Source organism: Daejeonella sp. (assembly GCF_030684675.1).
Lineage (GTDB): Bacteria > Bacteroidota > Bacteroidia > Sphingobacteriales > Sphingobacteriaceae > Daejeonella.
Map to the genome: position 1 here is coordinate 14856 of NZ_JAUXXZ010000046.1, position 24546 is coordinate 39401.

The following is a 24546-nucleotide window of genomic DNA, read 5'->3' on the forward strand; positions in this document are numbered from 1 at the left end:
CGCGATGGCAGAATTAGATACCTCCGGCGGGGGTAAGCATAAAGGCGGTAAAGTTAGAAGTAAGAAGCAATCAACACGTGTGGATTTAACCGCAATGGTGGATTTGGCTTTCCTTTTAATCACTTTCTTTATGCTTACCACTACACTGGCTAAACCTCAGGCAATGGATTTAGCCATGCCTGATAAGGAAAAACAAGATCAGCAGGAATTAACTATCGCTGATAACAGAACAATGACCATACTTCTTGGTGCAGACAATCGTCTGGAATGGTATATGGGACTTGTTGATAAACCTCTGACTCCTCCCCAGGTTGATAACTATGGAAGAAATGGAATCAGAAAGGCTCTGGTTGAGAATGCTAAAAAAGTTATAGCAGCAACTGGTGATCCAAGTAAAGGATTGATCGTGTTAATTAAACCCAGCGATCAGTCAAATTATAGAAATTTTGTAGACATCCTTGATGAGATGAAAGTTTCAAATATCGATAGGTATGCGATCGTTGAGATCTCTGATCCTGATATTGCTTTGTTAAAACGTGATGGTATCTACAAATAGTTATTTTAAACAAATATTAACCCTTTAAAGAATTAAATATGTTAGGGTCTAAAATAGATTTATTCAACCCGCAATGGCTGGATGTTGTATTTGCCGGGAGAAATAAAAGCTATGGAGCTTATGAGTTAAGGAAAGGTAATTCTAAGACTACAAGCCGAGCAGTGATTATTGGCTCTTTGCTATTTATAACTTTGGTTTCATTACCATTGATTATAAGGTATATCTCCGGAATATTGCCAGAAGAAGAGAAGGTCAAGATTACTGAGGTAGTTTTGGCACCTCCACCTCCAATTAACAAGGAAGAATTGCCTCCACCTCCACCGGAGCCACCTAAACCTAAAATTGATCAGATTAAATTTCCTCCTCCTGTAGTTGTTCCTGCAGAGCAGGTAAGGGATGAGGAGCCCCCAACAGTTGAAGAACTGAAAGTTGCTGATCCTGGTCAGAAAACAATTGAAGGTGATCCGAATGCAGATATCGTAATTGATGAGCCTGTAGGTGAAGCACCTAAAGAAGTTGCTGTCATCGAGGATAACAGTATCAGGGATTTCGCAAGTGTTGAAGTACTTCCTGAATTTCAGGGCGGTATGGCCGGATGGGGAAAATATCTTCAGAAAAATCTGAAATATCCTCCAATGGCTCGTGAAAACAACATAACTGGCCGTGTAATTATGAGCTTTGTAGTTGAGAAAAATGGTCAGTTAACAGATATCAAAGTATTAAGAGGTATCGGTGGCGGATGTGATGAGGAAGCTATAAGGGTATTGAAAAATGCACCGGCCTGGAAGCCAGGTATACAAAATGGTCGTCCGGTGCGTGTTGCTTACACTATGCCTATCTTCTTCCAGTTGGCAGGACAATAATTGTCTATGTCTTTCTCTAAAGAAGAAAAGAAGATACAGAAATCGCCCGCAAAGCGATTTCTGTTTATTTTAGGGCTTGGGATGTTTGCGCTATACTTTGCATTAGGTGTCGCGATTATATTCTGGAAAGATTTTCCAATTAATCTCGATTTCGGTTACAGAGTAGCTTTTGCATTGCTCCTGATCATTTATTCTTTTATCAGGTTTGTGCGTTTATTACGCTCTTAATGATTAATATGAAAAGAATCAGGTATATTTTTTCGGCAGGTTTTCTGTTCGTTCTTTTTTCATGTCAGAATAATACCGCTTCCGTTCAGCAATCATATACAAGTGGTTATGAGCAAATTTTGGTTGATGAATCGTTTGCACCAATCATTGAGGATCAGGAATATTTGTTTGAAAGCACCTATGCAGATGCTAAGCTGGATCTGGTAATGAAATCTGAAAATGAATTATTAAATTTGTTTTTAAGTGATAGTATTCAGGTGGCAGTTTTATCCCGGCTTTTGACTCCTGAAGAGACGAAGCACTTTGAGGGACGAAATATAAAGATTCGTATTAATCGCTTTGCGATAGACGGTATAGCACTTATTACAAAGAATCCTTCAAAAGATTCTACTGTTCTTGTTCAGGATATCATTAAAGTTTTGAAAGGTACTGGTTCAGCCATTCAAAGTTTAGTGTTTGACAATGCAAACTCGAGTACAGTAAGATACTTTAAGGAACTTGCAGGCGTTAAAGAACTTCCTGCAAATGGTGTTTATGCACTTAAGTCCAATGCTGAAGTAATCAGGTACGTTCATGAGAACCCTGGCGCAATTGGAGTTGTAGGTGTCAACTGGATGGTACAGCCTCCAACCGATCTCGAGGAGATTGTGGAGGGTTTGAAAATATTGGGAGTAAAAAATTTAGAAGGTCAAGCAGGATCTGATGCCTTCTATAAACCTACTCAAAATGACATTGCATTGGGATTATATCCATTGACAAGGTCATTGTACATAATTAACTGTGAAGGTGGTGCAGGTTTAGGCACAGGTTTTGCATCATTCATTGCAGGTGAACGTGGACAAAGGGTTGTACTTAAATCCGGACTTTTGCCGGATAGCATTCCTTCACGGGAGATAAATATTGTAAACTAAATTAAAATTGTAACATGATGAACAAGGCAGTAAAAATAACCTTGGGGTTGATATTAGTTGGTTCAGCAGTTTTTGCTCAGAGTTTAGCTGATGCCCGTAAGGCAATTGATGCGGAACAGTACCAGAAAGGAAAGGCTATTTTAAATACCTTAACCAGTACTCAGCCTACAAACGCCGAGAACTTTTTCTTTTTAGGTAATCTGTATTTAACAACCAGTCCTATATATGTCCGACCAGATTATATAGATTCGGCTAAAACTGCATTCGGCAAAGGGATTGCCGCAGATGATGAGTACCCTTTAAATCATGTCGGTATGGGTGCTGTAGAACTTGCAAAGAAGGGAAATCCTAAAACATTTTTTGATAAAGCAGTGGATCTTACAAAAAGGAAGGACCATACAACAGATCTCTATATTGGTCGTGCTTATGTGCATGCTCCGGTACCAATGATCGCAGAGGGCTTGGTTCATCTTGAGAAATCGAAATTGCTTAATGATAAGGATGCTCAGTTATATCTTGTATTGGGAGATGCTTATCGCGAGCAACAAAAGAACGGTGAGGCATTTAGTGCATACAGAAGTGCATTTGAACTTGATAAAACCTTCTTGAGGTCTAAAGTTGAATTAGGCAAGATCAATAAATTGTCTAAAGCATACCCTGAAGCAATTGAAGAATTTAATAGTGTGATTGCTCTGGATGCAACTTACGGACCAGCTTATCGTGAATTGGCTGAGACCTATTTTGGCTGGGCCTGGACATCTCAAAAGGAGTATGCTGGTCGTATTCAGCAGGCATTGCAATATTATGAGAAATATATGGATCTGACGGATCGTTCCCTGGATTCCCGTTTACGTCATGCAGACTTTTTATTCCTGGCGAAAGACTTTAAAGCACTTGAGGCTGAAGCCATTGAAATGGCAAAGCTTGATAAAGTAAATCCCAGAGTTTTAAGATACCTGGCTTATTCTGCTTTTGAGAATGGAAATTTTGCATCAAGCGAGCAGGCACTTAAAGATTTCATTTCTAAGGTTGAACCGAGTCGTTTAATCTCACAGGATTATCTTTACCTTGGAAGAGCCCAGATGAAAGATACTACCATGCTTTCAGAAGGTATGGTTAATATAACCAAGGCTGTCGAGATGGATTCTACTAATGCCGCGGTAATGAGTGAAGTGGGACTGGAATTATTCAAGGCAAAAAAATATGAAGATGCAGCGAAAGCATATGAGATATCTATTTTAAATCCGGAAAGAGCTCTTCTCGATTATTACTATTTAGGTTCATCATATTACTTTCATTATGGAGCATTGAAAAATGCTAATTTGACTCCTGAAAAAGATCTTTTAGTGAAAGCAGACAGCGCATTTAGCTATCTGGTTCAGCGTTCTCCAACCACACAGATTGGCTGGCAGTACAGAGGCCGTATCAATCGATTGCTGGATGATGAGAACGATAGTCAGGGTCTGGCGGTGCCATTTTATGCCAAATACATAGATCTGGTTACTGTTGAAAAGCCAGAACTTGCTTCAAAGAGCGCTCCTGGTCTTATTGAGGCATACAATTACCTTGGTTCTGTTGCAGCCAGAAAGGATGGGGACAATGTAAAAGCCAAAGAATACTTTGATAAGGTTCTTGCTTTAGACCCGGCGAATGTCACAGCAACACAGGCTGTGAAAGCAATTGATGGAAGTAAGTAAAAAATTCATTAATATTTAGAGAGAAGTCCCTGAACATTGTTTAGGGACTTCTTTTTTTTTATATTTGCCCAGCAAAAAACAACAATGGAAGCACAAAGTACTGCCTTAAACTACCTCCCTATTATATTTCAAATGCTTGTTGCCCTTGGCTTTGTAGGCCTGACAATGACTATTACGCATTTGGCTGGTCCTAAGCGTAAAACGAAAGATAAATTGGTTGCTTTTGAGTCTGGGATAGAGTCAATTGGAAATGCACGCCAACCTTTTTCCATTAAGTATTTTTTAGTTGCTATTCTTTTTGTTCTTTTTGATATAGAGGTTATTTTCATGTACCCTTGGGCTGTTAACTTCCGCGATTTTGGAGTTAATGGTTTGCTTGAAATGTTTGTATTTATGGGCACGCTTTTGCTTGGCTTTATTTATATAGTCAAGAAGAAAGCCCTGGATTGGGAATAGCGTTTAGACTGTTTCTAAATAATGGTTTAAACAATTGAAAACATTAAATTTCTTAAATTTGGGCTCATTTTAGACTTGTCTGAATTGGGCTTTTTCTTTTGAAGAATTATGACTGAAGTAAATTTAGTAGAAGCGCCTCCGGGTCTTGAGGGATCAGGTTTTTTTGCTACCTCCATGGATAAGGTAGTTGGATTGGCCAGATCTCATTCATTATGGCCATTACCTTTTGCAACTTCCTGCTGTGGGATTGAATTTATGGCAACCATGGGCTCGCACTACGATTTCGCCCGTTTTGGATCAGAGAGGCCTAGTTTTTCGCCACGTCAGGCAGATCTTTTAATGGTTATGGGTACTATTGCCAAGAAAATGGGACCTGTATTGAAGCAGGTTTACCTTCAGATGGCAGAGCCACGCTGGGTTATTGCAGTAGGTGCATGCGCCAGCAGCGGGGGAATATTTGATACTTATTCTGTGATGCAGGGGATTGATGAGATCATTCCGGTTGACGTTTACGTTCCGGGTTGCCCACCAAGACCAGAAGCCATAATCGACGGGTTTAATAAAATACAGGAACTGGTTAAAAATGAGTCACTTCGCAGGAGAGACTCACCAGAATATAAAGAATTATTAGAAAGATACGGAATCCAGTAATGGGCAAACTCAATAATCAGCAAGTTATACAAAGTTTAACATCAGCGTTTGGAGACAGGATTTCTGTTCCTTCAGAGCCTTATGATTTTTTAACTTTTGAAACTTCTGCTGAAAATATCAGCGAAGTACTTCGTTTTCTTAAGGAAGATAAGGAGCTCAAATTTAATTATTTGACTGACATAACCGGTATACATTATCCAGAACAAAAGCTCTCAATTGGTGTAATTTATCATTTGCATAGCCTGTCAAATAATGTAAGGGTCAGGATTAAGGTCTTTATTGGTGGAGATGCGCCACACATCCCAACTGCTACTAAGCTTTGGGAAGGTGCTAACTGGATGGAACGTGAAACTTACGACTTTTTCGGAGTTATTTTCGATGGACATCCGAACCTGGTAAGAATTTTAAATGTTGATGATATGACGGTTTTCCCGATGCGTAGAGAACATCCACTGGAAGACCCGAATCGTGTTGATAAAAAGGATTATTTCTTCGGAAGATGACGAATCACCCCATATTCACAGATAACGATCCTCAGAAGGAAACGTTTATATTAAACCTTGGTCCTACCCATCCGGCGACACATGGTGTTTTTCAGAATGTTCTGGTAATGGATGGCGAGCGGATAATAAGTGGCGTTTCAACTATTGGTTACATACACCGGGCATTTGAAAAAATTGCTGAGCACCGTCCCTTTTATCAGATCACCCCGCTTACTGACCGTTTAAATTATTGTTCCTCCCCAATCAATAACATGGGGTGGCATATGACGGTTGAGAAATTACTCGGTATTGAAACCCCAAAGCGGGTTGATTACCTGAGAGTGATTGTCATGGAGCTTGCCCGTATTTCAGATCATTTAATATGTAATGGAATTTTAGGGGTGGATACCGGCGCATTTTCAGGCTTCCTTTACCTGATGGAAGAGAGAGAACATATCTACGAAATATACGAAGAGATTTGTGGTGCCCGACTGACAACTAACATTGGCCGTATCGGTGGATTTGAACGTGATTTTAATGATATCGCTTTTGCTAAAATCAAAAAATTCCTTGTCAAATTCCCACCTATTCTGAAAGAATTTGAAATCTTATTTAACCGGAACAGAATTTTTATTGAGCGTACCTCAGGTGTTGGTGCTGTTGATCCGGAAACTGCGCTGAACTATAGCTGGAGCGGTCCGATTTTACGGGCAACCGGTGTAGATTATGATGTGAGGGTAAATGAACCTTATTCTTCTTATCAGGATTTTGATTTTGAAATCCCGGTTGGTACAAGTGGTGATGTTTACGATCGTTACATTGTACGTAATGAGGAAATGTGGCAGAGCTTAAGAATTATTGAGCAGGCGCTGCAAAAGATTGAAAAGGAACCAAAAGGTGTTTTTCATGCGGATGTACCTGAATTTTACCTGCCTCCAAAAGAAGAGGTTTATAATAGTATGGAAGCTTTGATCTACCATTTCAAAATTGTGATGGGTGAGATTGATACTCCAAAAACTGAGGTATATCATGCAGTTGAGGGTGGTAATGGTGAACTGGGTTTCTATCTTGTTAATGACGGCGGACGTTCTCCTTACCGTCTGCACTTCAGAAGACCAAGTTTTATTAACTACCAGATGTATGCTCCAATGAGTGCCGGAATGTTATTATCCGATGCCATTATCAATATGAGTAGCTTGAACGTAATCGCAGGAGAATTAGATGCTTAGTGTAACTGAACATAAGGAAATTGAATTTTCATCAGAACTGATTAAAAAGTTTGATGGGATTGTAACCCGTTATCCTCAAGGAAAACAAAAGTCGGCATTGTTGCCTATGCTTCATTTGGTACAGGCAGAATACGGCTGGGTTAGTCCGGAGCTAATGGATAAAGTAGCAGCATATCTTCAGATAAAACCAATTGAGGTTTACGAAGTTGCCACTTTTTATACAATGTTTTTTCTTCGTCCACAGGGAAAATATGTTCTGGAGGTATGCCGTACCGGACCATGTTGTCTGGTCGGTGCCGAAAAGATTATGACTTATATTGAAAAAACTCTGGGAGTTAAAGAAGGTGAAGTAACGGAAGATGGAAAGTTCAGCTGGAGAGGGGTAGAGTGTTTGGCGGCCTGTGGTATGGCTCCGGTTTTACAGATTGGCCCTGAATACACTTTTTATGAGCATTTGACAGTTGAGAGTGTAGATAAATTGATTGAAACATTAAAGAATAAGATATGAGAAATGAGGTGTGAGAAATGAGATATGAGACTGAGTATTTTCTTACAGCCAGGTCTCCTATTTCCTATCTCCTATCTCTCATCTTGATTTAACATGGCGCGCAAGTTATTATTAGAGAATATTAATGTACCAGGAATTCATACTTTCGATGTTTATCGTCAGAATGGAGGATACCGTTCGGTAGAAAAGGCCTTAAAGACCATGACTCCTGATGCTGTGGTTGAAGAAGTGAAAACTTCCGGACTACGCGGACGTGGCGGTGCCGGCTTCCCTACAGGTATGAAGTGGAGTTTTTTGGCCAAACCTGAAGGTCGTGAGCGCTATCTGGTTTGTAATGCTGATGAATCTGAACCGGGAACATTTAAAGACCGTTACCTGATGACCCACATTCCTCATCTTCTAATCGAAGGAATGATTGTTGCCAGTTTTGCTTTAGGTGCAAAAACATCCTATATCTATGTGCGTGGCGAAATGATGCCCCAGATCAGAATTCTGGAGCGTGCAATTGCTGAAGCAAAGAGTGCTGGTTTTCTTGGAAAAAATATTTTAGGCTCAGGTTATGATCTTGAATTATATGTTCAGCCGGGTGGCGGAGCATATATTTGTGGTGAAGAAACGGCATTGATAGAATCATTGGAAGGCAAACGTGGTAATCCTCGAATCAAACCTCCTTTTCCTGCAATCTCAGGTGTTTGGGCTTGTCCTACAGTAGTCAATAACGTAGAGACAATAGCCGCAGTAGTGCCTATTATTAATGATGGTGGTGAGGAATACGCAAAAATTGGTAATGGCAGAAGTACCGGGACAAAATTGATTTCTGCTTCAGGGAATCTGAAAAAGCCGGGTGTCTATGAAATAGAATTAGGTGTGCCTGTCGAAGAGTTTATTTATTCTGATGAATATTGCGGCGGTATTGCAAATGGAAAGAGATTAAAAGCTGTTGTAGCAGGAGGTTCTTCGGTGCCGATTCTGCCGGCTAATCTTATTCTCAATACTGTTAACGGTCAGCCCCGTTTAATGAGTTACGAATCTCTTTCTGATGGGGGCTTTCAAAGCGGAACAATGTTAGGTTCCGGTGGTTTTATTGCGTTTGATGAAGACCAGTGTATCGTTAGAAATACCTGGAATTTCTCACGTTTCTATCATCATGAAAGCTGCGGACAGTGCTCACCATGCCGTGAAGGAACCGGCTGGATGGAGAAGGTTCTTCATCGTCTGGAATATGGTCATGGAAAAATGAGTGATATCGATCTTTTGGTAGACGTTTCCAAGAAAATCGAAGGAAATACAATTTGTCCATTAGGAGATGCAGCTGCCTGGCCTGTTGCCAGTGCAATTCGCCATTTCCGTGATGAATTTGAATGGCATGTTGCCAATCCAAAGGAAGCGATGGAGCGCAATTATGGTCTTGCGAAATATGCAGACCCCTTGCCGAAATTAGAAGAAGTGGCAAGTCAAAATTAAAAAGTCAAAAATTTGGACGGAAATCCCTTTGATATTAAGCACAGGTTTTGAATTTTAAACAATGAGTGATAAAGTTAAAGTTACAATAGATGGGATCACGGTTGAAGTAGAACCGGGTACAAGTATTCTCAATGCTGCACGTCAGATTGGGGGAGATATTGTACCTCCTGCTATGTGCTATTATTCTAAACTTGAAGGTAGTGGCGGAAAATGCCGGACCTGTCTGGTTAAAGTAAGCAAGGGTTCTGAAAAGGATCCTCGCCCGATGCCAAAACTGGTTGCATCATGCCGTATCGGTGTAATGGATGGAATGGAGGTCCAGAACATCACTTCACCTGAAGTTATTGAAGCAAGAAAGGGAGTAGTTGAGATCTTATTGATCAATCACCCGCTTGATTGCCCGATTTGTGATCAGGCCGGAGAATGTCATTTACAGGATCTGTCTTATGCGCACGGTGTAGGCAATTCAAGATATGAATTTGAGCGCCGTACTTTTGATAAAATCGATATTGGCGATAAGATTCAGTTACACATGACCCGTTGTATTTTATGCTACAGATGTGTTTACGTTGCAAATCAGATCACTGATAACCGCTTACATGGTATTTTGGGACGGGGCGATGCATCAGAAATCTCAACTTACATTGAAAAAGCCATCGATAATGATTTTTCTGGTAACATAATTGATGTTTGTCCGGTAGGAGCTTTAACTGATAAAACATTCCGATTCAAGAACCGGGTTTGGTTTACAAAACCTGTGGATGCCCATCGCGATTGCCCTACCTGTAAAGGAAATGTAACTCTTTGGTATAAAGGAGATGAGGTTTTAAGAGTTACAGGCCGTAAAGATCAATTTGGTGAGGTTGAGGATTTTATATGTAATACCTGCCGTTTCGAGACTAAAAATACCAGCAGCTGGATTATAGAAGGACCGCGTCATATTGCACAAACCTCAGTAATATCCGCTAATCATTATGAATTTGTTCCATTACCTGTAATTAAAGAGAATCAGGTTTTAATTGAAGCAAATAAAGTTGAATTTGAAAGAGCAACCAAGATCTGATGGAACTAGCATTTATAATTGAGAAATTCGCGTTAATTCTGGTCATATTTCTGATCAGCCTAACTGTTGCTGCCTACTCTACACTTGCAGAAAGAAAGATCGCAGGCTTCCTTCAGGATAGGGTTGGCCCGAACAGAGCCGGACCCGGAGGAATGTTCCAGCCCCTTGCTGATGGACTCAAGATGTTTTTTAAGGAAGAAATCATTCCTACAGATTCAAATAAAGCACTTTTTATTCTGGGACCATCCCTTGCATTATTTACATCATTTTTGGGTAGTGCAGTAATTCCATGGGGCCAGGATATTGAGATAGCAGGACGCCAGGTTAGTTTGCAAATTACCGACATTAATGTTGGAATGCTTTATATTTTCGGAGTGGTTTCACTAGGTGTTTATGGAATTATGATTGGCGGATGGGCTTCCAATAATAAATTCTCGCTTATGGGTGCCGTAAGAGCTGCCTCCCAAAGTATTAGCTATGAAATTCCAATGGGTCTATCCATTATTGCTTTGTTGATGGCTACCAATACCTTGAGTATGAAGGAAATAGCCGAGCAGCAACATGGTATTAACTGGAATTTTTTTTACCAGCCTCTTGGATTCATTATCTTTCTTATTTGTTCTTTTGCAGAAACCAATCGTACTCCTTTCGATTTACCTGAATGTGAGACTGAACTTGTCGGTGGTTACCATACCGAATATTCAGGCTTTAAAATGGGTGCATACATGTTCGCAGAATATCTGAACATGTTTTTGGCTTCGGCGGTAATGTCAACACTATATTTTGGTGCTTATAATTATCCGGGAATGGATTGGGTTAATGAATTAACCGGACCTGTAATCGGACCATTGATTGGAATGGCCGTTTTGATGCTGAAGATATTTGCCTTCATCTTTTTATTTATGTGGGTGAGGTGGACCGTACCACGTTTCAGATATGACCAGTTGATGAACCTTGGCTGGAAAATATTAATTCCTTTGGCAATTGCCAACATAGTAATTACCGGTATTGTAATTACAATTATTGACAAACTATAATTGGTTGGTAAGCGACTGATTTATTATAAATAAATACCCTTTTAGGAGGATTTAGGCTCTATGGAACCATTAAGTAACAGAAAAAAAGTTTTAGAACAGAAACCAATGAATTTCTGGGAGCGATTATACCTTCCGGCAATTTTTCAGGGGATGGGAATAACTTTCAGGCACATGTTCAAAAAGAAGGAGACTATTTTTTATCCTGAGGTTGAACGCGAATTTTCTGAAAACTGGAGAGGTATGCACTCACTGAAGAGGGATGAAGAAGGTCGTGAGCGTTGTACGGCCTGTGGACTTTGTGCACTTTCATGTCCGGCAGAAGCAATCACAATGATTGCGGCCGAGCGTCAGAAGGGTGAAGAAGCTTTATATCGTGAAGAGAAATATGCGGCTGTTTACGAGATCAATATGCTGCGTTGCATTTTCTGTGGGTTGTGTGAAGAAGCTTGCCCGAAAGAAGCGATCTATCTGGATGGTCCTATCGTTCCTGCAGATTACCTCAGAAAGGATTTCATCTATGGTAAGGATAAGCTGGTTGAAGAGCCTATGAAGGTTCAATAGGACTAATATTTTTAAATTTGAGGCAGCCGGAGCCTGTAATTATTTCGGCAGAAATTATACCTTTGCCCAAATTCGGAGCAAAGATTAAAATACCGTATTAATGAGTATATCTCTTTTTTATTTTGTTGCTTTCTTAACCATATTCTTCGCCCTTTTGGTGATATTTTCGAAGAATCCGGTGCATAGCGTGCTTTATCTCATTGTCACATTTTTTACGTTTACCCTGCACTATATCATGCTGAATGCACAGTTCCTTGCTATTGTGAACTTCATCGTATATATGGGTGCGATAATGGTACTCTTCCTTTTTGTCCTCATGCTGCTTAACCTGAATGAGGGCTCAGTCGGTTCGAAATCCAATCTTCTTAAAATGGTAGGCGTCATTGCAGGTATGTGTCTTGTCATAACATTGGTTGGATCGGTCAAGGCATTAAATGCTTCCGATCCCCTGGTTCTGCAAACTCAGGACCTTGGTCTTGTGAAAAACCTCGGAAAGGTCTTATTCAGCAAATTCCTGTTACCGTTTGAGATATCATCTATTCTCTTACTTTCTGCGATGGTTGGAGCCGTTCTATTAGCTAAAAAAGATATAAAACAGGGATAGATCATGGAAAATGTAACTCAGGCAATTCAAGGTGTACCTTTAAATCATTATATCCTGTTAAGCACAATCATTTTTGCGATTGGTGTAATTGGAGTACTTATCCGCAGAAATGCTATCGTAATTTTTATGTCAATTGAATTGATGCTTAATGCTGTGAATCTTTTACTCACTGCATTCTCAGTTCATCATAATGATCCCTCAGGGCAGGTATTTGTATTTTTTATAATGGCATTGGCAGCAGCTGAAGTGGCAATCGGTCTGGCCATCATTGTAATGGTTTACCGAAACACCAACTCAACTGATGTTAATATTTTGAATAAACTTAAGTGGTAATCCTCTGCTGAGACTCAGTCTGCCTGACGGCAGACAGGGATGACAGGGTGTATAGTATGATAATTAGCATATAATAATGATAAATTTAGTCTGGTTAGTTCCTTTATTTCCACTTTTAGGTTTCCTCATCAACGGATTAGGCCGTAATACCCTGCCCAAAGCTGTTGTTGGTTTTGTGGGTTGCCTTACAGTACTTGCCTCTTTTGCGGTTAGTTTGGGGATATTCTTTGAACTGAATTCAGCAGAAACAAAATCTTTCATTATTCCAATTTTCGATTGGATTAGTGCAGGAAATGTGAAGATTCCTTTTTCTTTCCTTGTTGATCCTCTCAGTGCATTAATGTTGCTGATCGTTACCGGGATTGGCTTTCTGATCCATGTATATTCAACCGGATATATGCACCATGATGCAGGCTTTGCTAAATTCTTTTCCTACCTGAATCTGTTCATATTTTTCATGCTACTATTGGTGCTTGGTTCCAATTATGTGGTCATGTTTATCGGATGGGAAGGCGTGGGTTTATGCTCTTATCTGCTTATCGGATTCTGGTTCACTAACTCATCGTATGCCAGTGCGGCAAAAAAAGCTTTTGTGATGAACCGTATCGGTGATTTAGGCTTTTTGATTGCTGTTTTCCTGATCTTTGCCACTTTCAACAGTGTAGAATTCTCCAGTGTTTTTCCTCAGGCTGCAAATATGGCTTCAGGTGATTCAGTATTGATTTTAATTACGGCTTTATTATTTATAGGAGCTATAGGAAAGTCGGCACAAATTCCATTGTTTACCTGGTTGCCTGATGCAATGGCCGGGCCTACTCCTGTATCAGCCCTGATTCATGCTGCGACAATGGTTACTGCAGGTATTTACATGATTGCCCGCTCTAATATTTTATTTACACTGGCACCCGAAACTCTCGGAGTGGTAGCCATTATCGGACTTGCAACGCTCTTCCTTGCTGCAGCCATTGCTGTAACTCAGACTGATATTAAAAAAGTATTAGCTTATTCAACTGTATCTCAGTTGGGATATATGTTTCTTGGATTAGGAGTTGGAGCCTATACCGGGGCATTCTTTCATGTAATCACCCATGCGTTTTTTAAAGCATTACTTTTCCTTGGTGCAGGATCAGTCATTCATGCCATGAGTAATGAGCAGGATATGCGAAATATGGGCGGACTGAAAAAGAAATTGCCGGTTACTTATCTTACCATGATGATCGGGACAATTGCAATTGCCGGACTTCCTCCTTTTTCAGGATTCTTCTCGAAGGATGAGATACTTGCACACGTTTATGAAAGCAACAAAATTTTCTGGCTGATCGCTGTTATTGGTGCCATGTTCACCGCATTTTACATGTTCCGGATGATGTATCTTACTTTTAACGGAAAATTCCGTGGAACCTCTGATCAGGAACATCATTTACATGAATCACCAGCATCCATGACAGTTCCTTTGATCGTATTGGCAATCCTTTCTGCTCTGGGCGGATTGATCGGAATTCCTGCAGTATTTGGCGGCAGCCATTGGCTGGCTGGTTTCCTTGCTCCGGTTTTTGAAGCTTCTGCTTCCAAATCGGGCCACCTGACTTTAGACCATACAACAGAATACATTCTTATGGCTGTTTCTGTTGGGGCTGCAATAATTGCAATGCTGTATGCTTATAACCGTTATGTAAAACAAGCTCATATTCCTGCAGATGAAATTACAGGACGCAGCGGACTAGCTCGTCTTTCCTACAATAAGTTTTTTGTAGATGAGATCTATGATGCACTTATTACCCGTCCGCTAAATGCATTGTCCGGATTCTTTTTCAGAACTGTGGATAAAGCAGGTATTGACGGATTGGTGAATGGCTTTGGAAAGGGAGCGGTAGAAGCAAGTAAAACTTTCAGATTACTTCAATCCGGTATGGTTGGCTTTTACATCTTTATGATGGTTGCCGGAATCCTGGCCTTACTGGTTTATAGTATGTATAAAATTTAATATTAAGGAGTAGAACAATTTAAATGGAAATCTTACTGTTACAAATTTTTATTCCGCTTATTGCTGCACTGGTCATCCTCCTTTCAGGCAAAACAATAGTTAAGGGGCTTGCGGGTGTTTTGTCTTTAGTATCCCTTGCTATCACTATTTATTTATATCTGAATTTTATTCCGGATGCCAGCACCCAGTTTCTTGTTGATCTGGCCTGGATTCCACAGTTTGGGATTCATTTTAAGGCTGGAGTCGATGGTATAAGTATGGTGCTTTTATTACTTACCAACCTCCTTATTCCAATCATTATTTTATCAAGCTATAAACATGATATTAAGAATGTTACTGCTTTTTATGCATTGATATTTTTCATGCAGACTGGTTTATTGCTTGTTTTTACAGCTTTGGATGGCTTTCTTTTTTATATCGGATGGGAAGCAGCATTGATACCAGTTTACTTCATTTGTGCATTATGGGGTGGCGAGAATCGTATAAAGGTCAATTTGAAATTCTTCATTTATACTATCGCCGGTAGTTTATTAATGTTATTGGCGATTATCTACCTGCATTTACAAACTCCGGGCAATAGTTATGATATAGCAGAGTTTTATAAACTTGAACTTGATTCTGTAACTCAGGCATGGATATTCTGGGCATTCTTTATTGCTTTTGCAATCAAAATGCCTGTATTTCCATTTCATACCTGGCAGCCGGATACCTATACTGAAGCTCCGACTGCAGGAACCATGCTGCTTTCAGGTATCATGCTTAAGATGGGTATTTATGGAGTTATTCGCTGGTTAATTCCTGTTGCGCCACTTGGTTTTGATGCATGGGGAGAAACAGCGTTGATCTTATCGGTAATTGGCGTTGTTTATGCATCAATTATTGCATTTACTCAGAATGATATTAAGCGCCTGATTGCTTACTCATCAATTGCACACGTCGGACTTATCTCAGCCGGTATTTTTGCCTGGAACCTGCAAGGGCTGCAAGGAGCAATGATACAAATGCTAAATCACGGCATCAATGTGGTTGGGATGTTCTTCATTGCAGATATTCTTATCCGCAGGATGAATACCCGTGAAATGACTCAGATGGGAGGAATCGCAAAACCGGCACCAATTCTTGCCATTACTTTCCTTATCGTTTTACTGGGTACTGTTGCCTTACCCCTTACTAATGGCTTTGTTGGAGAGTTCTTGCTGTTAATGGGAGTCTACAATCATAATATCTGGCTGTCAGCTATTTCCGGTTTGACTATTATTTTCGGAGCAGTTTATATGCTAAGAATGTATCAGAAGGTGATGCTTGGGCCAGTAAATTCAAGTACAGCAATTTTTAAAGATCTTGATGGAACAGAAAAATCAGTTTTGCTGCTTATTTCAGCACTTGTGATCTTAATCGGGGTTTACCCTCAGCCAATCCTGCATATTTCAGAAGCTGCAGTTATTAACCTGTTAGATCAGGTCAATCAAAAAATATTAGTTAAATAAAAGCATGAACGCATTAATAACCCTATCTATTTTAGCCATTCTGGTTCTTTACTTAGGCTTGTATAAGGCAAAAAATGCTTTGCTGCCTGTTACTTTGCTTGGCCTGGCTGTCGGACTAGTTTTAGCTTTACTTGAGTGGAACTCGGGTGCTGCACCAATTTACAGTGGAATGATGCAGTTTGACAATTTTGCTGTAGCCTTTACTTCGATAGGTATTGTGTCAACTATGCTGATTTTGCTGATATCCAAAGACTATTTTGAACATATCAGCGATAATGTTGCAGAATACTATGCAATCATACTTTTCGCACTGATTGGGATACTGGTTATGGTGTCTTTCAACAATCTCTCGATGCTGTTCATTGGTATTGAGATCATGTCGGTGAGTCTTTATATTCTTGCAGGTATCCGTAAAAATGATTTTAAATCCAATGAGGCTGCTTTAAAGTATTTTCTGACAGGTGCTTTTTCTACAGGATTTTTATTGATGGGAATTGCATTTCTGTATGGATCAACCGCCAGCTTTGATCTGGGTGTTATTAAAGAGTATGTCATTTCAAACCCCACTCAGATCTCACCGCTATTCTATACAGGCCTGACATTAATGATCATTGGACTTAGTTTTAAAGTCGGTGCCGCTCCTTTCCATTTCTGGACTCCGGATGTTTATGAAGGTTCTCCTACAATCATTACTGCTTTCATGAGTACTGTAGTTAAGACTGCCGGATTTGCTGCTTTCTTACGCTTATTCATGATTTGCTTTGCACCGCTTCATGATTTCTGGATGCCTGTTTTGCTGGTCATCTCTGTTTTAACCCTGTTCATTGGGAATGTAACCGCTTTATACCAGCATAGCTTTAAAAGAATGCTTGCTTTTTCGAGTATCTCGCATGCAGGTTATATGTTGTTTGCAATTATTGCTTTGGGTCCGGGTTCTGGCAATTCCGTTTTTCTTTATGCCAGTGCCTATTCAATAGCATCCATTATCGCATTTGCTGTGCTTATACTCGTTAAGCGCCAAACCGGATCTGATAATTTTGATAGTTTTACAGGACTTGCTAAAAGAAATCCTTTTATTGCTTTCACGCTCACTGTGGCAATGCTTTCTTTGGCAGGAATACCATTAACTGCCGGTTTCATCGGGAAATTTATGATGTTCTCAACGGCTTTGTCAGAATATCATATCTGGCTTGTAATTATTGCAGTTATTAATGCTGTAATCGGAATCTATTACTATTTAAGAGTAGTGGTAGCGATGTACTTTAAATCTGCAGAACGTTCAGAGATTCAGTCATCCCCTTACTTTAATTTTGTTCTTGGATTTTCTGCCTTGCTAACGATTATTGTTGGGGTCTATCCAGGCTTCATATCCAACCTTTTCTAAGCCAAATTATTACATAAATATTGTAGCTTTACGCATATTGATTTTATGCACGAGTTCTGGGACTATTTTCAACATCTTATTGATCCTGTGAAATTGCTTCGAGAAGGGGGTTTTTACTTGCTTCTCTTTGTAATATTTGCCGAAACGGGCTTGTTTTTCGGCTTTTTCCTACCTGGAGACTATCTTTTATTCCTTGCCGGAATGTTTGTTGCTACCAATAAACTTGATGTATCAATTTATATACTGATAGCCGGTTTAATTGCAGCTGCAGTTGGGGGTAATTTTGTTGGGTATTGGTTTGGTAAGAGGACCGGGCCAGTCCTATATCAGAGAGAGGACTCCTTTTTTTTTAAGAAGAGATACCTCAAAGCTGCTGAAGTTTACTACAGAAAGCAAGGTGCTTTCGCTCTGATTATGGGGAGGTTCATACCAATTGTCCGGACTTTTGCACCAATAATTGCAGGGATTGTTAGGCTTGATTTTAATAAATTTGCATTTTATAATATATCGGGCGCTTTTCTTTGGATTACATCCTTAACTTTGCTTGGATTTTATCTTGGCAGGAGTTTTGAACAAGAGATAAATGACTATCTGTTATATATAATTATTGGTTTTATACTGATAACAGCTATACCGTTAATTGTAACCTATTTAAAAAGGAAAATTGAAGGAGACAGGAGCGATGAAGAAGAGCAAAATCCTTAAATAAAATGAATAAAGACCATCCCTGGCACAACGTTTCACCCGGTGAAGATATCCCTTCACATGTTAATGCAATTATTGAAATTCCAAAAGGATCAAAAGCAAAATATGAGATTGATAAAGAGTCAGGCCTGATTAAATTAGATCGCGTACTTTTTTCATCCGTTATGTACCCGGCTAATTACGGCTTTATTCCTCAGACATATTGTGATGATAAGGATCCTTTGGATATATTAGTCTTATGTTCTGTTGACGTTTACCCCATGTCTATTGTTGAAGCGAAAGTTGTTGGGGTAATGCATATGGTAGATAATGGTGAGCAGGATGATAAAATTATAGCTGTTGCCAGGAATGATATGTCTGTTAATTATATTGAGGATCTGAAAGAATTGCCTCCACATACTATGACGGAGATTGTGCGGTTTTTTCAGGATTATAAAGCCCTGGAACGCAAAAATGTTAGTATTGAACATTTACTTGGCAAAAATTATGCATATAAAGTCATCAAGGAAAGTCTTCAATTATATAAGACCACATTTTTAAATAAATAATTAACATGGGCATCGCGCTGTTTTTTACATTTTTCCTTGTTTTTCTTAACGGCTTTTTTGTTGCTGCTGAATTTGCATTGGTAAAAGTGCGTGCTTCACAGATTGAAATTAAAGCCAAAACCGGTAGCCGGGTAGCAAAGATTGCCAAGCACATGACTCAGCATCTGGATGGTTATCTTGCTGCAACCCAGTTAGGTATTACACTTGCCTCATTGGGATTGGGTTGGGTTGGAGAAGAAGTGATGACTAAAATTGTCAGCAATTTCTTCAATTTGATAAATATAGATATGTCCTCCTCGATTGCCACAAATATTGGTCATGTTCTCGCATTTGCGATAATTACAGTATTGCACATCGTATTTGGTGAGTTGGCTCCGAAATCTCTTGCTATTCAGCGTCCTATCGGTACAACCATGGGAATTGCTTTACCACTTCATTTCTTCTATTTGCTGTTCAGACCTTTTATCTGGCTGCTTAACGGCTTTGCAAATTTCATTCTTAAGATAATGGGAATCAGTACAATAGGAGGTCAAGAGGCGCACCATAGTTCTGAAGAACTCCAGTATCTGCTTGATAAAGGTAAAGAAAGTGGCGCACTTGAAACTAATGAACATGAACTAATAAAGAATGTATTCGATTTCAACGATCGTGTCGTTAAGAATATCATGGTACCCAGGACCAAGATATCCGGAATCGAACTGAATACTCCTCATAAAGAAGTGTTGGATATAATTATTAGGGAAGGATATTCCAGAATACCTGTTTATGACGAAACGATTGATAAGATTGTAGGAATTGTTCATGCTAAAGATATTCTGCCTCTTTTAGCAGAAAATAAGGAGTGTGTATTGAGAGATATCATCCGTAAACCTTATTTCATTCCCGAAACTAAAAAGATTAATGATCTATTAAGTGAATTGCAATTGAAGCGTATCCAGATCGCTATTGTTCTGGATGAATTTGGTGGTACAGCAGGTATGGTGACCGCCGAAGATATTGTTGAGGAACTTGTTGGCGATATTCAGGATGAATACGATGAGGAAAAGCCAATTGTCGAAAAAGTATCGGCGAACGAATTTATCATCGATGCGACAGCCTCAATTTATGATGTAAATGAATACCTTCCGCACGATCTTCCTGAAGATGGCGATTATGATACCGTGGCTGGTCTTGTGAGTGAGATTTTTGGAAAGATCCCGGATGTTGGGGAAGCCAGTGATTTTAATGGATATGTTATTACTATCTTAAAGAAGGCTGATCAGAATGTTGAATCTGTTAAACTTGAATTAGTAATTGACAGTGAGGATGCAGTGGATATTCATTAATCCGGAGGGCTGTCCATGCATATTTTCTATACACCTGATATAAATTCTGATACTTATATCCTGAGTGAAGAGGAGAGCAAACATTGTATTAAAGTTTTAAGATTTCAGAAGGGAAGCCTGCTTAATCTGGTTGATGGCAAAGGTGGCTTATATGATGCAATTGTAGAGGAAGCACATCCCAAAAGAACAAGGATTAATATTCTTCGTGTCCATGAAAATTATGGCAGGAGGAATCATTACCTGCACATTGCTATTGCCCCAACCAAAAACATTGAGCGTCTGGAGTTGTTTCTTGAGAAGGCTACTGAAATCGGCATCGACGAGATTACTCCAATCATTTGTGACCGTTCAGAGCGTAAGGAGGTCAAAACAGAGCGCCTGAACAAAGTAATCACCACTGCGGTTAAGCAATCAATTAAAGCATTTTATCCAAAGTTAAATGAAGCCGAACGCTTTTCTGATTTCATTATGAAAAGTAAGCAGAGCAATAAATTTATTGCTCACTGCATCGAAAGTAAAAAATCGGCTATCAAGGATCAATTCAAGCTCAATTCTGATTATCTTGTAATGATAGGCCCTGAGGGAGATTTTACTTCTGCTGAAATTGATTCAGCTATGAAGCAAAATTTTGTGCCGATAAGTCTGGGTGAATCCAGATTAAGGACTGAAACCGCCGCTTTGGAAGCCTGTTTCGAGATAAATTTTTTAAACAGATGAAGTATTTCAAAAGCACATATTTATTGATTGTACTTTTTCTTTTTACAGGAATGTTTTTCTCATTTCAGGCTCCGACCTATAAGATTGCGAAAATGAAATACAATGGGGGAGGGGATTGGTATGCGAACCGTACAGCCCTTCCCAACCTGATTAACTTTTGTAATAAAAACATCGGAACCAATTTTGATACGGAAGAGGCCATTGTTGAGGCTGGAAGCATAGATCTGTTTAATTACCCCTTCGTTTATCTGACGGGTCACGGTAATATTGTGTTCTCTGATCTGGAAGCCTTGAATATTCGCAAGTATTTGACTGGTGGTGGATTTTTGCATATTGATGATAATTATGGCTTAGATCAATTCATCCGTCCACAGATGAAGAAAGTCTTCCCAGAGCTTGATTTTGTAGAATTACCATCTAATCACTTGCTCTATAATCAAAAGTTTAAATTTCCTGCCGGACTTCCAAAGATTCATGAACATGATGGTAAGCGCCCCCAAGGCCTTGCACTAGTTTATAAAGGAAGGATAGTTTGTTATTATACTTTCGAATGCGATCTTGGTAATGGATGGGAGGATGCTGGAACATATGCCGGCGATTCAGAAGATTCCCGCCAAAAAGCACTAAAAATGGGCTCAAATCTGGTTCAGTACGCCTTAACTCAATAATATATGCTTAAGATAAAGGTAAATGACAAGTTCAGTTTTGAAGTCAGTTCTGAAAAAGATGTTAGGATAATCAATAATCAGGCAATCGATGCAGACATAGTCAGAATCAATGATCGGACCTTTCATGTAATTCATAAGGGCAAATCCTATAATGCAGAACTGATTAACTTAAACAAGGATGAAAAATCCTGTGCGGTTAAGGTTGGCACCAATATTTATTCGATGCAGATGACTGATCAGTTTGATGAACTGCTGCATCAATTGGGAATGGATAATTTAAAAGCCACCAAGGTTTCAGAAGTCAAAGCTCCTATGCCTGGTTTGGTGATCAGGATTTTGGCTGCCGAAGGGGAAGAAGTAGAAAAGGGAGGTAACTTGTTTGTTCTTGAAGCAATGAAGATGGAAAATATTATAAAGGCTCCTGCCGATGTAAAAATAAAATCAATCAAAGTTAAGTCTGGCGATAAGGTCGAAAAGAACCAGGTTGTGATGATCTTTGCGTGAGACCGAATGGCCAATTAAAATTTCTTGAGGGAAACATAGTATTCCTTGAATATTATTTCTTCCCGCAAATAAATATTGTTTATTTTCAAGCATATTTAAGCTAAATAATAAGAATTTCCTGATGTCAATAGAAATTAAAACCAAAGGTGAACTTTACGATGTTTGTATCGTGGGTTCCGGTGCAGGTGGCGGAATGGCTGTAAAAGTATTAACTGAAGCCGGACTGAAGGTGGCATTACTCGAAGCGGGTCCAGATTATGACCCTGCAAATCCTGAACAGAAAACCCAGCTTAAATGGCCTTATGAATCACCCCGAAGAGGTGCAGGTACAAACCGTGCCTTTGGTGATTTTGATGCTGCTTATGGTGGGTGGGAAATAGAAGGAGAGCCCTACACAAAAAAGAATGGAACTGAATTCGATTGGTTCAGATCGCGTATGCTTGGTGGAAGAACCAATCACTGGGGAAGGATTTCCCTTCGTTTTGGCCCCAAAGATTTTAAACGTCGTGATTTTGATGGTTTAGGTGATAACTGGCCTATTGGTTACGATGATGTAAAGCCTTATTACGACCGGGTTGATAAAATGATTGGGGTTTTTGGTACTAAAGAAGGAATTTATAATGAGCCGGATGGTTATTTTCTTCCTCCTCCTAAGCCAAGACTTCATGAGCTGATGATTAAGAAAGCTGCAAATAAGATTGGAATACCGGTCATCCCTTCCAGACTTTCTATTTTAACGAGACCGGTAAATAATGATCGGGGTTCTTGTTTCTTCTGTAACCAGTGTAACCGGGGTTGTTCTGTACATGCCGATTTTTCTTCATCAACCTGCCTCGTTAAACCCGCAAGGAAAACAGGGAATGCTGATGTTTATGTTAATGCGATGGCAAGGGAAGTTCTTACCGACCGTGAAGGTAAAGCCACAGGGGTATCCTATGTTGATAAAACAGATATGCAGGAATATCAGGTTAATGCAAAAGTTGTTGTTCTTGCAGCAAGTGCCTGCGAATCTGCCAGATTATTACTAAATTCTAAATCAAGTGCACATCCAAACGGTCTGGCCAATTCCAGTGGAATGGTAGGTAAGTATCTGCATGATTCTACCGGTGCATCACGTGGGGCATTTATCCCTCAGCTGATGGACAGAAAGCGCTATAATGAGGACGGTGTTGGGGGTCTCCACCTTTATATTCCATGGTGGCTCGATAATAAAAAACTTGATTTTGCCCGTGGCTATCATATCGAATTCTGGGGTGGCCTGGGTATGCCTTCCTACGGTTTCGGTTTTGGAATCGAAAGAATGAATGGTGCGCATCCTGGTGCGGATGGCAAAATGAAGGCTGCAGGAGGCTATGGTGCCTCTTTGAAAGATGATTACCGCAGATACTATGGTTCCACTGTAGGTTTTGCCGGTCGTGGAGAGAGCATTCCCAGAATAGAGAACTACTGTGAAATTGATCCTGATGTAGTTGATAAATATGGAATTCCTGTTTTGAAGTTTAATTATAACTGGACTGATCAGGAGATAAAGCAGGCCAGACATATGCAGGATACTTTTGAAGAGATTATTGATTCTATGGGAGGTATTGCCAGCGGAGTTAAACCCGGAGAGGATAAAAAGTATGGACTGGAAGCTCCCGGAAGGATTATTCACGAAGTTGGAACAACCCGGATGGGTGATGACAAGAATAGGTCGGTATTAAATAAATACAATCAGGCACATGATGTCAAAAATCTGTTTGTAGTGGATGGTGGTGCATTTGTTTCTCAGGCGGATAAGAATCCAACCTGGACTATTCTTGCACTTTCTTTACGCGCATCAGAGTATATCGTTGATCAGTTAAAAAAACAAAATATTTAATCAGATGAACAGAAGAGATTCACTCAAAGCACTGGCTGTTGGAACAGTAAGTGTTGGAACCTTGCTAACATCATGCGATAAAAAGGATGGAGCACAATCCGCCGGAGAAGATAAGGCCGGAGTATATGGCCGGACAACCGAAGAAAAACTGATTGATGAGAAACTGATGGCTGAAAAGTTCTTCAGTGCAGCTGAAATGAGCTCAATTACAGTATTATGCGATATTATCATCCCCCGTGACGAAAAGTCGGGGAGTGCAAGTGATGCTAAAGTTCCCGAATTCATTGAGTTTATTGTAAAAGACCAGCCCCGGTATAAAACCCCGATGAGAGGTGGTTTGAAATGGCTGGATTTGAAATCGCTTAAACTTTTCAAAAAATCATTTACTGAGGCTTCTAAAGCGCAGCAGATTGAACTCGTCGAACTGATTGCATTTCCTGAGAAAGCAGCACCTGAGAATGCTGCTGGGGTTAGTTTTTTCAGTACAATGCGCAACCTGACAGCTACCGGATTTTTCACAAGTAAAGAAGGTATTGAAGATATGCAATACAAAGGAAATCAACCTAATGCATGGGATGGTGTTCCGGATGATGTACTGAAACAGTATGGGCTTGAATATGATGAAAAGACTCTTGCAGAATGTCTGAAAGCAGAGGATCGGGGGAAAATTATGACCTGGGATAGTTGAGTTGTAAGTTGTAGGTTATAAGTTGTAGGTTA

27 protein-coding genes are annotated in these 24546 nt (G+C 39.8%); all 27 read left to right on the top strand.

Annotation, left to right across the window (positions count from 1 at the left end):
- The first annotated feature begins 4 nt into the window (after window positions 1–4).
- The 27 genes from Q8M41_RS09710 to Q8M41_RS09840 all read left to right on the top strand — a co-directional run bounded on the left by Q8M41_RS09710 (window position 5) and on the right by Q8M41_RS09840 (window position 24514).
- Complete coding sequence (locus Q8M41_RS09710; RefSeq protein ID WP_305365067.1) at window positions 5–556, top strand: biopolymer transporter ExbD; 552 nt, start codon at window positions 5–7, stop codon at window positions 554–556.
- A 38-nt stretch (window positions 557–594) separates the two neighbouring features.
- Window positions 595–1419 carry an energy transducer TonB gene (locus Q8M41_RS09715; protein ID WP_305365068.1) on the top strand — a complete coding sequence of 275 codons (825 nt, stop codon included), beginning with the start codon at window positions 595–597 and terminating at the stop codon, window positions 1417–1419.
- Between the two features lie 6 nt (window positions 1420–1425).
- Window positions 1426–1647: a hypothetical protein gene (locus Q8M41_RS09720; RefSeq protein WP_305365069.1), complete on the top strand. Its 222-nt coding sequence runs from the start codon at window positions 1426–1428 to the stop codon at window positions 1645–1647.
- Window positions 1648–1655: 8 nt separating this feature from the next.
- A complete protein-coding gene (locus tag Q8M41_RS09725; protein WP_305365070.1) occupies window positions 1656–2558 on the top strand; it encodes a PstS family phosphate ABC transporter substrate-binding protein in 903 nt (300 codons plus the stop codon).
- 14 nt (window positions 2559–2572) lie between these two features.
- On the top strand, window positions 2573–4255 hold the full coding sequence (locus Q8M41_RS09730; RefSeq protein ID WP_305365071.1) for a hypothetical protein: 1683 nt from the start codon (window positions 2573–2575) through the stop codon (window positions 4253–4255).
- An 84-nt stretch (window positions 4256–4339) separates the two neighbouring features.
- Window positions 4340–4711, top strand: a complete 372-nt coding sequence (locus tag Q8M41_RS09735) for an NADH-quinone oxidoreductase subunit A (RefSeq protein ID WP_305365072.1) — start codon at window positions 4340–4342, stop codon at window positions 4709–4711.
- 108 nt (window positions 4712–4819) lie between these two features.
- Complete coding sequence (locus Q8M41_RS09740) at window positions 4820–5362, top strand: NADH-quinone oxidoreductase subunit B (RefSeq protein ID WP_305365073.1); 543 nt, start codon at window positions 4820–4822, stop codon at window positions 5360–5362.
- On the top strand, window positions 5362–5865 hold the full coding sequence (locus Q8M41_RS09745) for an NADH-quinone oxidoreductase subunit C (RefSeq protein WP_305365074.1): 504 nt from the start codon (window positions 5362–5364) through the stop codon (window positions 5863–5865). The genes Q8M41_RS09740 and Q8M41_RS09745 overlap by 1 nt, the downstream gene beginning before the upstream one ends.
- Window positions 5862–7073 (top strand): NADH-quinone oxidoreductase subunit D, encoded by a 1212-nt coding sequence (locus tag Q8M41_RS09750; protein ID WP_305365075.1) that lies wholly within the window; start codon window positions 5862–5864, stop codon window positions 7071–7073. The genes Q8M41_RS09745 and Q8M41_RS09750 overlap by 4 nt, the downstream gene beginning before the upstream one ends.
- On the top strand, window positions 7066–7581 hold the full coding sequence (gene nuoE, locus Q8M41_RS09755; protein ID WP_305365076.1) for an NAD(P)H-dependent oxidoreductase subunit E: 516 nt from the start codon (window positions 7066–7068) through the stop codon (window positions 7579–7581). The genes Q8M41_RS09750 and nuoE overlap by 8 nt, the downstream gene beginning before the upstream one ends.
- A 93-nt stretch (window positions 7582–7674) precedes the next feature.
- On the top strand, window positions 7675–9045 hold the full coding sequence (gene nuoF / locus Q8M41_RS09760; RefSeq protein ID WP_305365077.1) for an NADH-quinone oxidoreductase subunit NuoF: 1371 nt from the start codon (window positions 7675–7677) through the stop codon (window positions 9043–9045).
- Between the two features lie 61 nt (window positions 9046–9106).
- Entirely contained in the window at window positions 9107–10108 is a 1002-nt protein-coding gene (locus Q8M41_RS09765) for a 2Fe-2S iron-sulfur cluster-binding protein (protein ID WP_305365078.1), read from the top strand.
- Entirely contained in the window at window positions 10108–11145 is a 1038-nt protein-coding gene (gene nuoH, locus Q8M41_RS09770) for an NADH-quinone oxidoreductase subunit NuoH (protein WP_305365079.1), read from the top strand. The genes Q8M41_RS09765 and nuoH overlap by 1 nt, the downstream gene beginning before the upstream one ends.
- A 60-nt stretch (window positions 11146–11205) precedes the next feature.
- Complete coding sequence (locus tag Q8M41_RS09775) at window positions 11206–11706, top strand: NADH-quinone oxidoreductase subunit I (protein WP_305365080.1); 501 nt, start codon at window positions 11206–11208, stop codon at window positions 11704–11706.
- Window positions 11707–11806: 100 nt separating this feature from the next.
- Entirely contained in the window at window positions 11807–12310 is a 504-nt protein-coding gene (locus tag Q8M41_RS09780; RefSeq protein ID WP_305365081.1) for an NADH-quinone oxidoreductase subunit J, read from the top strand.
- Window positions 12311–12313: 3 nt separating this feature from the next.
- Window positions 12314–12643 carry an NADH-quinone oxidoreductase subunit NuoK gene (nuoK, locus tag Q8M41_RS09785; protein ID WP_305365082.1) on the top strand — a complete coding sequence of 110 codons (330 nt, stop codon included), beginning with the start codon at window positions 12314–12316 and terminating at the stop codon, window positions 12641–12643.
- Window positions 12644–12719: 76 nt separating this feature from the next.
- Entirely contained in the window at window positions 12720–14627 is a 1908-nt protein-coding gene (nuoL, locus tag Q8M41_RS09790) for an NADH-quinone oxidoreductase subunit L (RefSeq protein ID WP_305365083.1), read from the top strand.
- Between the two features lie 23 nt (window positions 14628–14650).
- A complete protein-coding gene (locus Q8M41_RS09795) occupies window positions 14651–16114 on the top strand; it encodes a NuoM family protein (RefSeq protein WP_305365084.1) in 1464 nt (487 codons plus the stop codon).
- Window positions 16115–16118: 4 nt separating this feature from the next.
- Window positions 16119–17498: an NADH-quinone oxidoreductase subunit N gene (locus Q8M41_RS09800; protein WP_305365085.1), complete on the top strand. Its 1380-nt coding sequence runs from the start codon at window positions 16119–16121 to the stop codon at window positions 17496–17498.
- A 45-nt stretch (window positions 17499–17543) separates the two neighbouring features.
- Window positions 17544–18203 (top strand): DedA family protein, encoded by a 660-nt coding sequence (locus Q8M41_RS09805; RefSeq protein WP_305365086.1) that lies wholly within the window; start codon window positions 17544–17546, stop codon window positions 18201–18203.
- A gap of 5 nt (window positions 18204–18208) precedes the next feature.
- A complete protein-coding gene (locus Q8M41_RS09810) occupies window positions 18209–18751 on the top strand; it encodes an inorganic diphosphatase (RefSeq protein ID WP_305365087.1) in 543 nt (180 codons plus the stop codon).
- A gap of 5 nt (window positions 18752–18756) precedes the next feature.
- Window positions 18757–20076: a hemolysin family protein gene (locus tag Q8M41_RS09815; protein WP_305365088.1), complete on the top strand. Its 1320-nt coding sequence runs from the start codon at window positions 18757–18759 to the stop codon at window positions 20074–20076.
- A 15-nt stretch (window positions 20077–20091) separates the two neighbouring features.
- Window positions 20092–20793: a 16S rRNA (uracil(1498)-N(3))-methyltransferase gene (locus Q8M41_RS09820; RefSeq protein WP_305365089.1), complete on the top strand. Its 702-nt coding sequence runs from the start codon at window positions 20092–20094 to the stop codon at window positions 20791–20793.
- Window positions 20790–21461: a DUF4159 domain-containing protein gene (locus tag Q8M41_RS09825; protein ID WP_370870470.1), complete on the top strand. Its 672-nt coding sequence runs from the start codon at window positions 20790–20792 to the stop codon at window positions 21459–21461. The genes Q8M41_RS09820 and Q8M41_RS09825 overlap by 4 nt, the downstream gene beginning before the upstream one ends.
- A 3-nt stretch (window positions 21462–21464) precedes the next feature.
- The gene (locus Q8M41_RS09830) at window positions 21465–21965 is read left to right on the top strand and encodes a biotin/lipoyl-containing protein (protein WP_305365090.1); all 501 of its coding nucleotides are present in this window, start codon (window positions 21465–21467) and stop codon (window positions 21963–21965) included.
- Window positions 21966–22086: 121 nt separating this feature from the next.
- A complete protein-coding gene (locus Q8M41_RS09835) occupies window positions 22087–23826 on the top strand; it encodes a GMC family oxidoreductase (RefSeq protein ID WP_305365091.1) in 1740 nt (579 codons plus the stop codon).
- Window positions 23827–23830: 4 nt separating this feature from the next.
- Window positions 23831–24514, top strand: a complete 684-nt coding sequence (locus Q8M41_RS09840; RefSeq protein WP_305365092.1) for a gluconate 2-dehydrogenase subunit 3 family protein — start codon at window positions 23831–23833, stop codon at window positions 24512–24514.
- Window positions 24515–24546: the final 32 nt, after the last annotated feature.

What these genes read in the sequence shown, in the direction of transcription:
- Q8M41_RS09710 (WP_305365067.1), top strand. Translation starts at nt 5, where the DNA reads ATGGCAGAATTAGATACCTCCGGCGGGGGTAAGCATAAAGGCGGTAAA.
- Q8M41_RS09715 (WP_305365068.1), top strand. Translation starts at nt 595, where the DNA reads ATGTTAGGGTCTAAAATAGATTTATTCAACCCGCAATGGCTGGATGTT.
- Q8M41_RS09720 (WP_305365069.1), top strand. Translation starts at nt 1,426, where the DNA reads ATGTCTTTCTCTAAAGAAGAAAAGAAGATACAGAAATCGCCCGCAAAG.
- Q8M41_RS09725 (WP_305365070.1), top strand. Translation starts at nt 1,656, where the DNA reads ATGAAAAGAATCAGGTATATTTTTTCGGCAGGTTTTCTGTTCGTTCTT.
- Q8M41_RS09730 (WP_305365071.1), top strand. Translation starts at nt 2,573, where the DNA reads ATGATGAACAAGGCAGTAAAAATAACCTTGGGGTTGATATTAGTTGGT.
- Q8M41_RS09735 (WP_305365072.1), top strand. Translation starts at nt 4,340, where the DNA reads ATGGAAGCACAAAGTACTGCCTTAAACTACCTCCCTATTATATTTCAA.
- Q8M41_RS09740 (WP_305365073.1), top strand. Translation starts at nt 4,820, where the DNA reads ATGACTGAAGTAAATTTAGTAGAAGCGCCTCCGGGTCTTGAGGGATCA.
- Q8M41_RS09745 (WP_305365074.1), top strand. Translation starts at nt 5,362, where the DNA reads ATGGGCAAACTCAATAATCAGCAAGTTATACAAAGTTTAACATCAGCG.
- Q8M41_RS09750 (WP_305365075.1), top strand. Translation starts at nt 5,862, where the DNA reads ATGACGAATCACCCCATATTCACAGATAACGATCCTCAGAAGGAAACG.
- nuoE (WP_305365076.1), top strand. Translation starts at nt 7,066, where the DNA reads ATGCTTAGTGTAACTGAACATAAGGAAATTGAATTTTCATCAGAACTG.
- nuoF (WP_305365077.1), top strand. Translation starts at nt 7,675, where the DNA reads ATGGCGCGCAAGTTATTATTAGAGAATATTAATGTACCAGGAATTCAT.
- Q8M41_RS09765 (WP_305365078.1), top strand. Translation starts at nt 9,107, where the DNA reads ATGAGTGATAAAGTTAAAGTTACAATAGATGGGATCACGGTTGAAGTA.
- nuoH (WP_305365079.1), top strand. Translation starts at nt 10,108, where the DNA reads ATGGAACTAGCATTTATAATTGAGAAATTCGCGTTAATTCTGGTCATA.
- Q8M41_RS09775 (WP_305365080.1), top strand. Translation starts at nt 11,206, where the DNA reads ATGGAACCATTAAGTAACAGAAAAAAAGTTTTAGAACAGAAACCAATG.
- Q8M41_RS09780 (WP_305365081.1), top strand. Translation starts at nt 11,807, where the DNA reads ATGAGTATATCTCTTTTTTATTTTGTTGCTTTCTTAACCATATTCTTC.
- nuoK (WP_305365082.1), top strand. Translation starts at nt 12,314, where the DNA reads ATGGAAAATGTAACTCAGGCAATTCAAGGTGTACCTTTAAATCATTAT.
- nuoL (WP_305365083.1), top strand. Translation starts at nt 12,720, where the DNA reads ATGATAAATTTAGTCTGGTTAGTTCCTTTATTTCCACTTTTAGGTTTC.
- Q8M41_RS09795 (WP_305365084.1), top strand. Translation starts at nt 14,651, where the DNA reads ATGGAAATCTTACTGTTACAAATTTTTATTCCGCTTATTGCTGCACTG.
- Q8M41_RS09800 (WP_305365085.1), top strand. Translation starts at nt 16,119, where the DNA reads ATGAACGCATTAATAACCCTATCTATTTTAGCCATTCTGGTTCTTTAC.
- Q8M41_RS09805 (WP_305365086.1), top strand. Translation starts at nt 17,544, where the DNA reads ATGCACGAGTTCTGGGACTATTTTCAACATCTTATTGATCCTGTGAAA.
- Q8M41_RS09810 (WP_305365087.1), top strand. Translation starts at nt 18,209, where the DNA reads ATGAATAAAGACCATCCCTGGCACAACGTTTCACCCGGTGAAGATATC.
- Q8M41_RS09815 (WP_305365088.1), top strand. Translation starts at nt 18,757, where the DNA reads ATGGGCATCGCGCTGTTTTTTACATTTTTCCTTGTTTTTCTTAACGGC.
- Q8M41_RS09820 (WP_305365089.1), top strand. Translation starts at nt 20,092, where the DNA reads ATGCATATTTTCTATACACCTGATATAAATTCTGATACTTATATCCTG.
- Q8M41_RS09825 (WP_370870470.1), top strand. Translation starts at nt 20,790, where the DNA reads ATGAAGTATTTCAAAAGCACATATTTATTGATTGTACTTTTTCTTTTT.
- Q8M41_RS09830 (WP_305365090.1), top strand. Translation starts at nt 21,465, where the DNA reads ATGCTTAAGATAAAGGTAAATGACAAGTTCAGTTTTGAAGTCAGTTCT.
- Q8M41_RS09835 (WP_305365091.1), top strand. Translation starts at nt 22,087, where the DNA reads ATGTCAATAGAAATTAAAACCAAAGGTGAACTTTACGATGTTTGTATC.
- Q8M41_RS09840 (WP_305365092.1), top strand. Translation starts at nt 23,831, where the DNA reads ATGAACAGAAGAGATTCACTCAAAGCACTGGCTGTTGGAACAGTAAGT.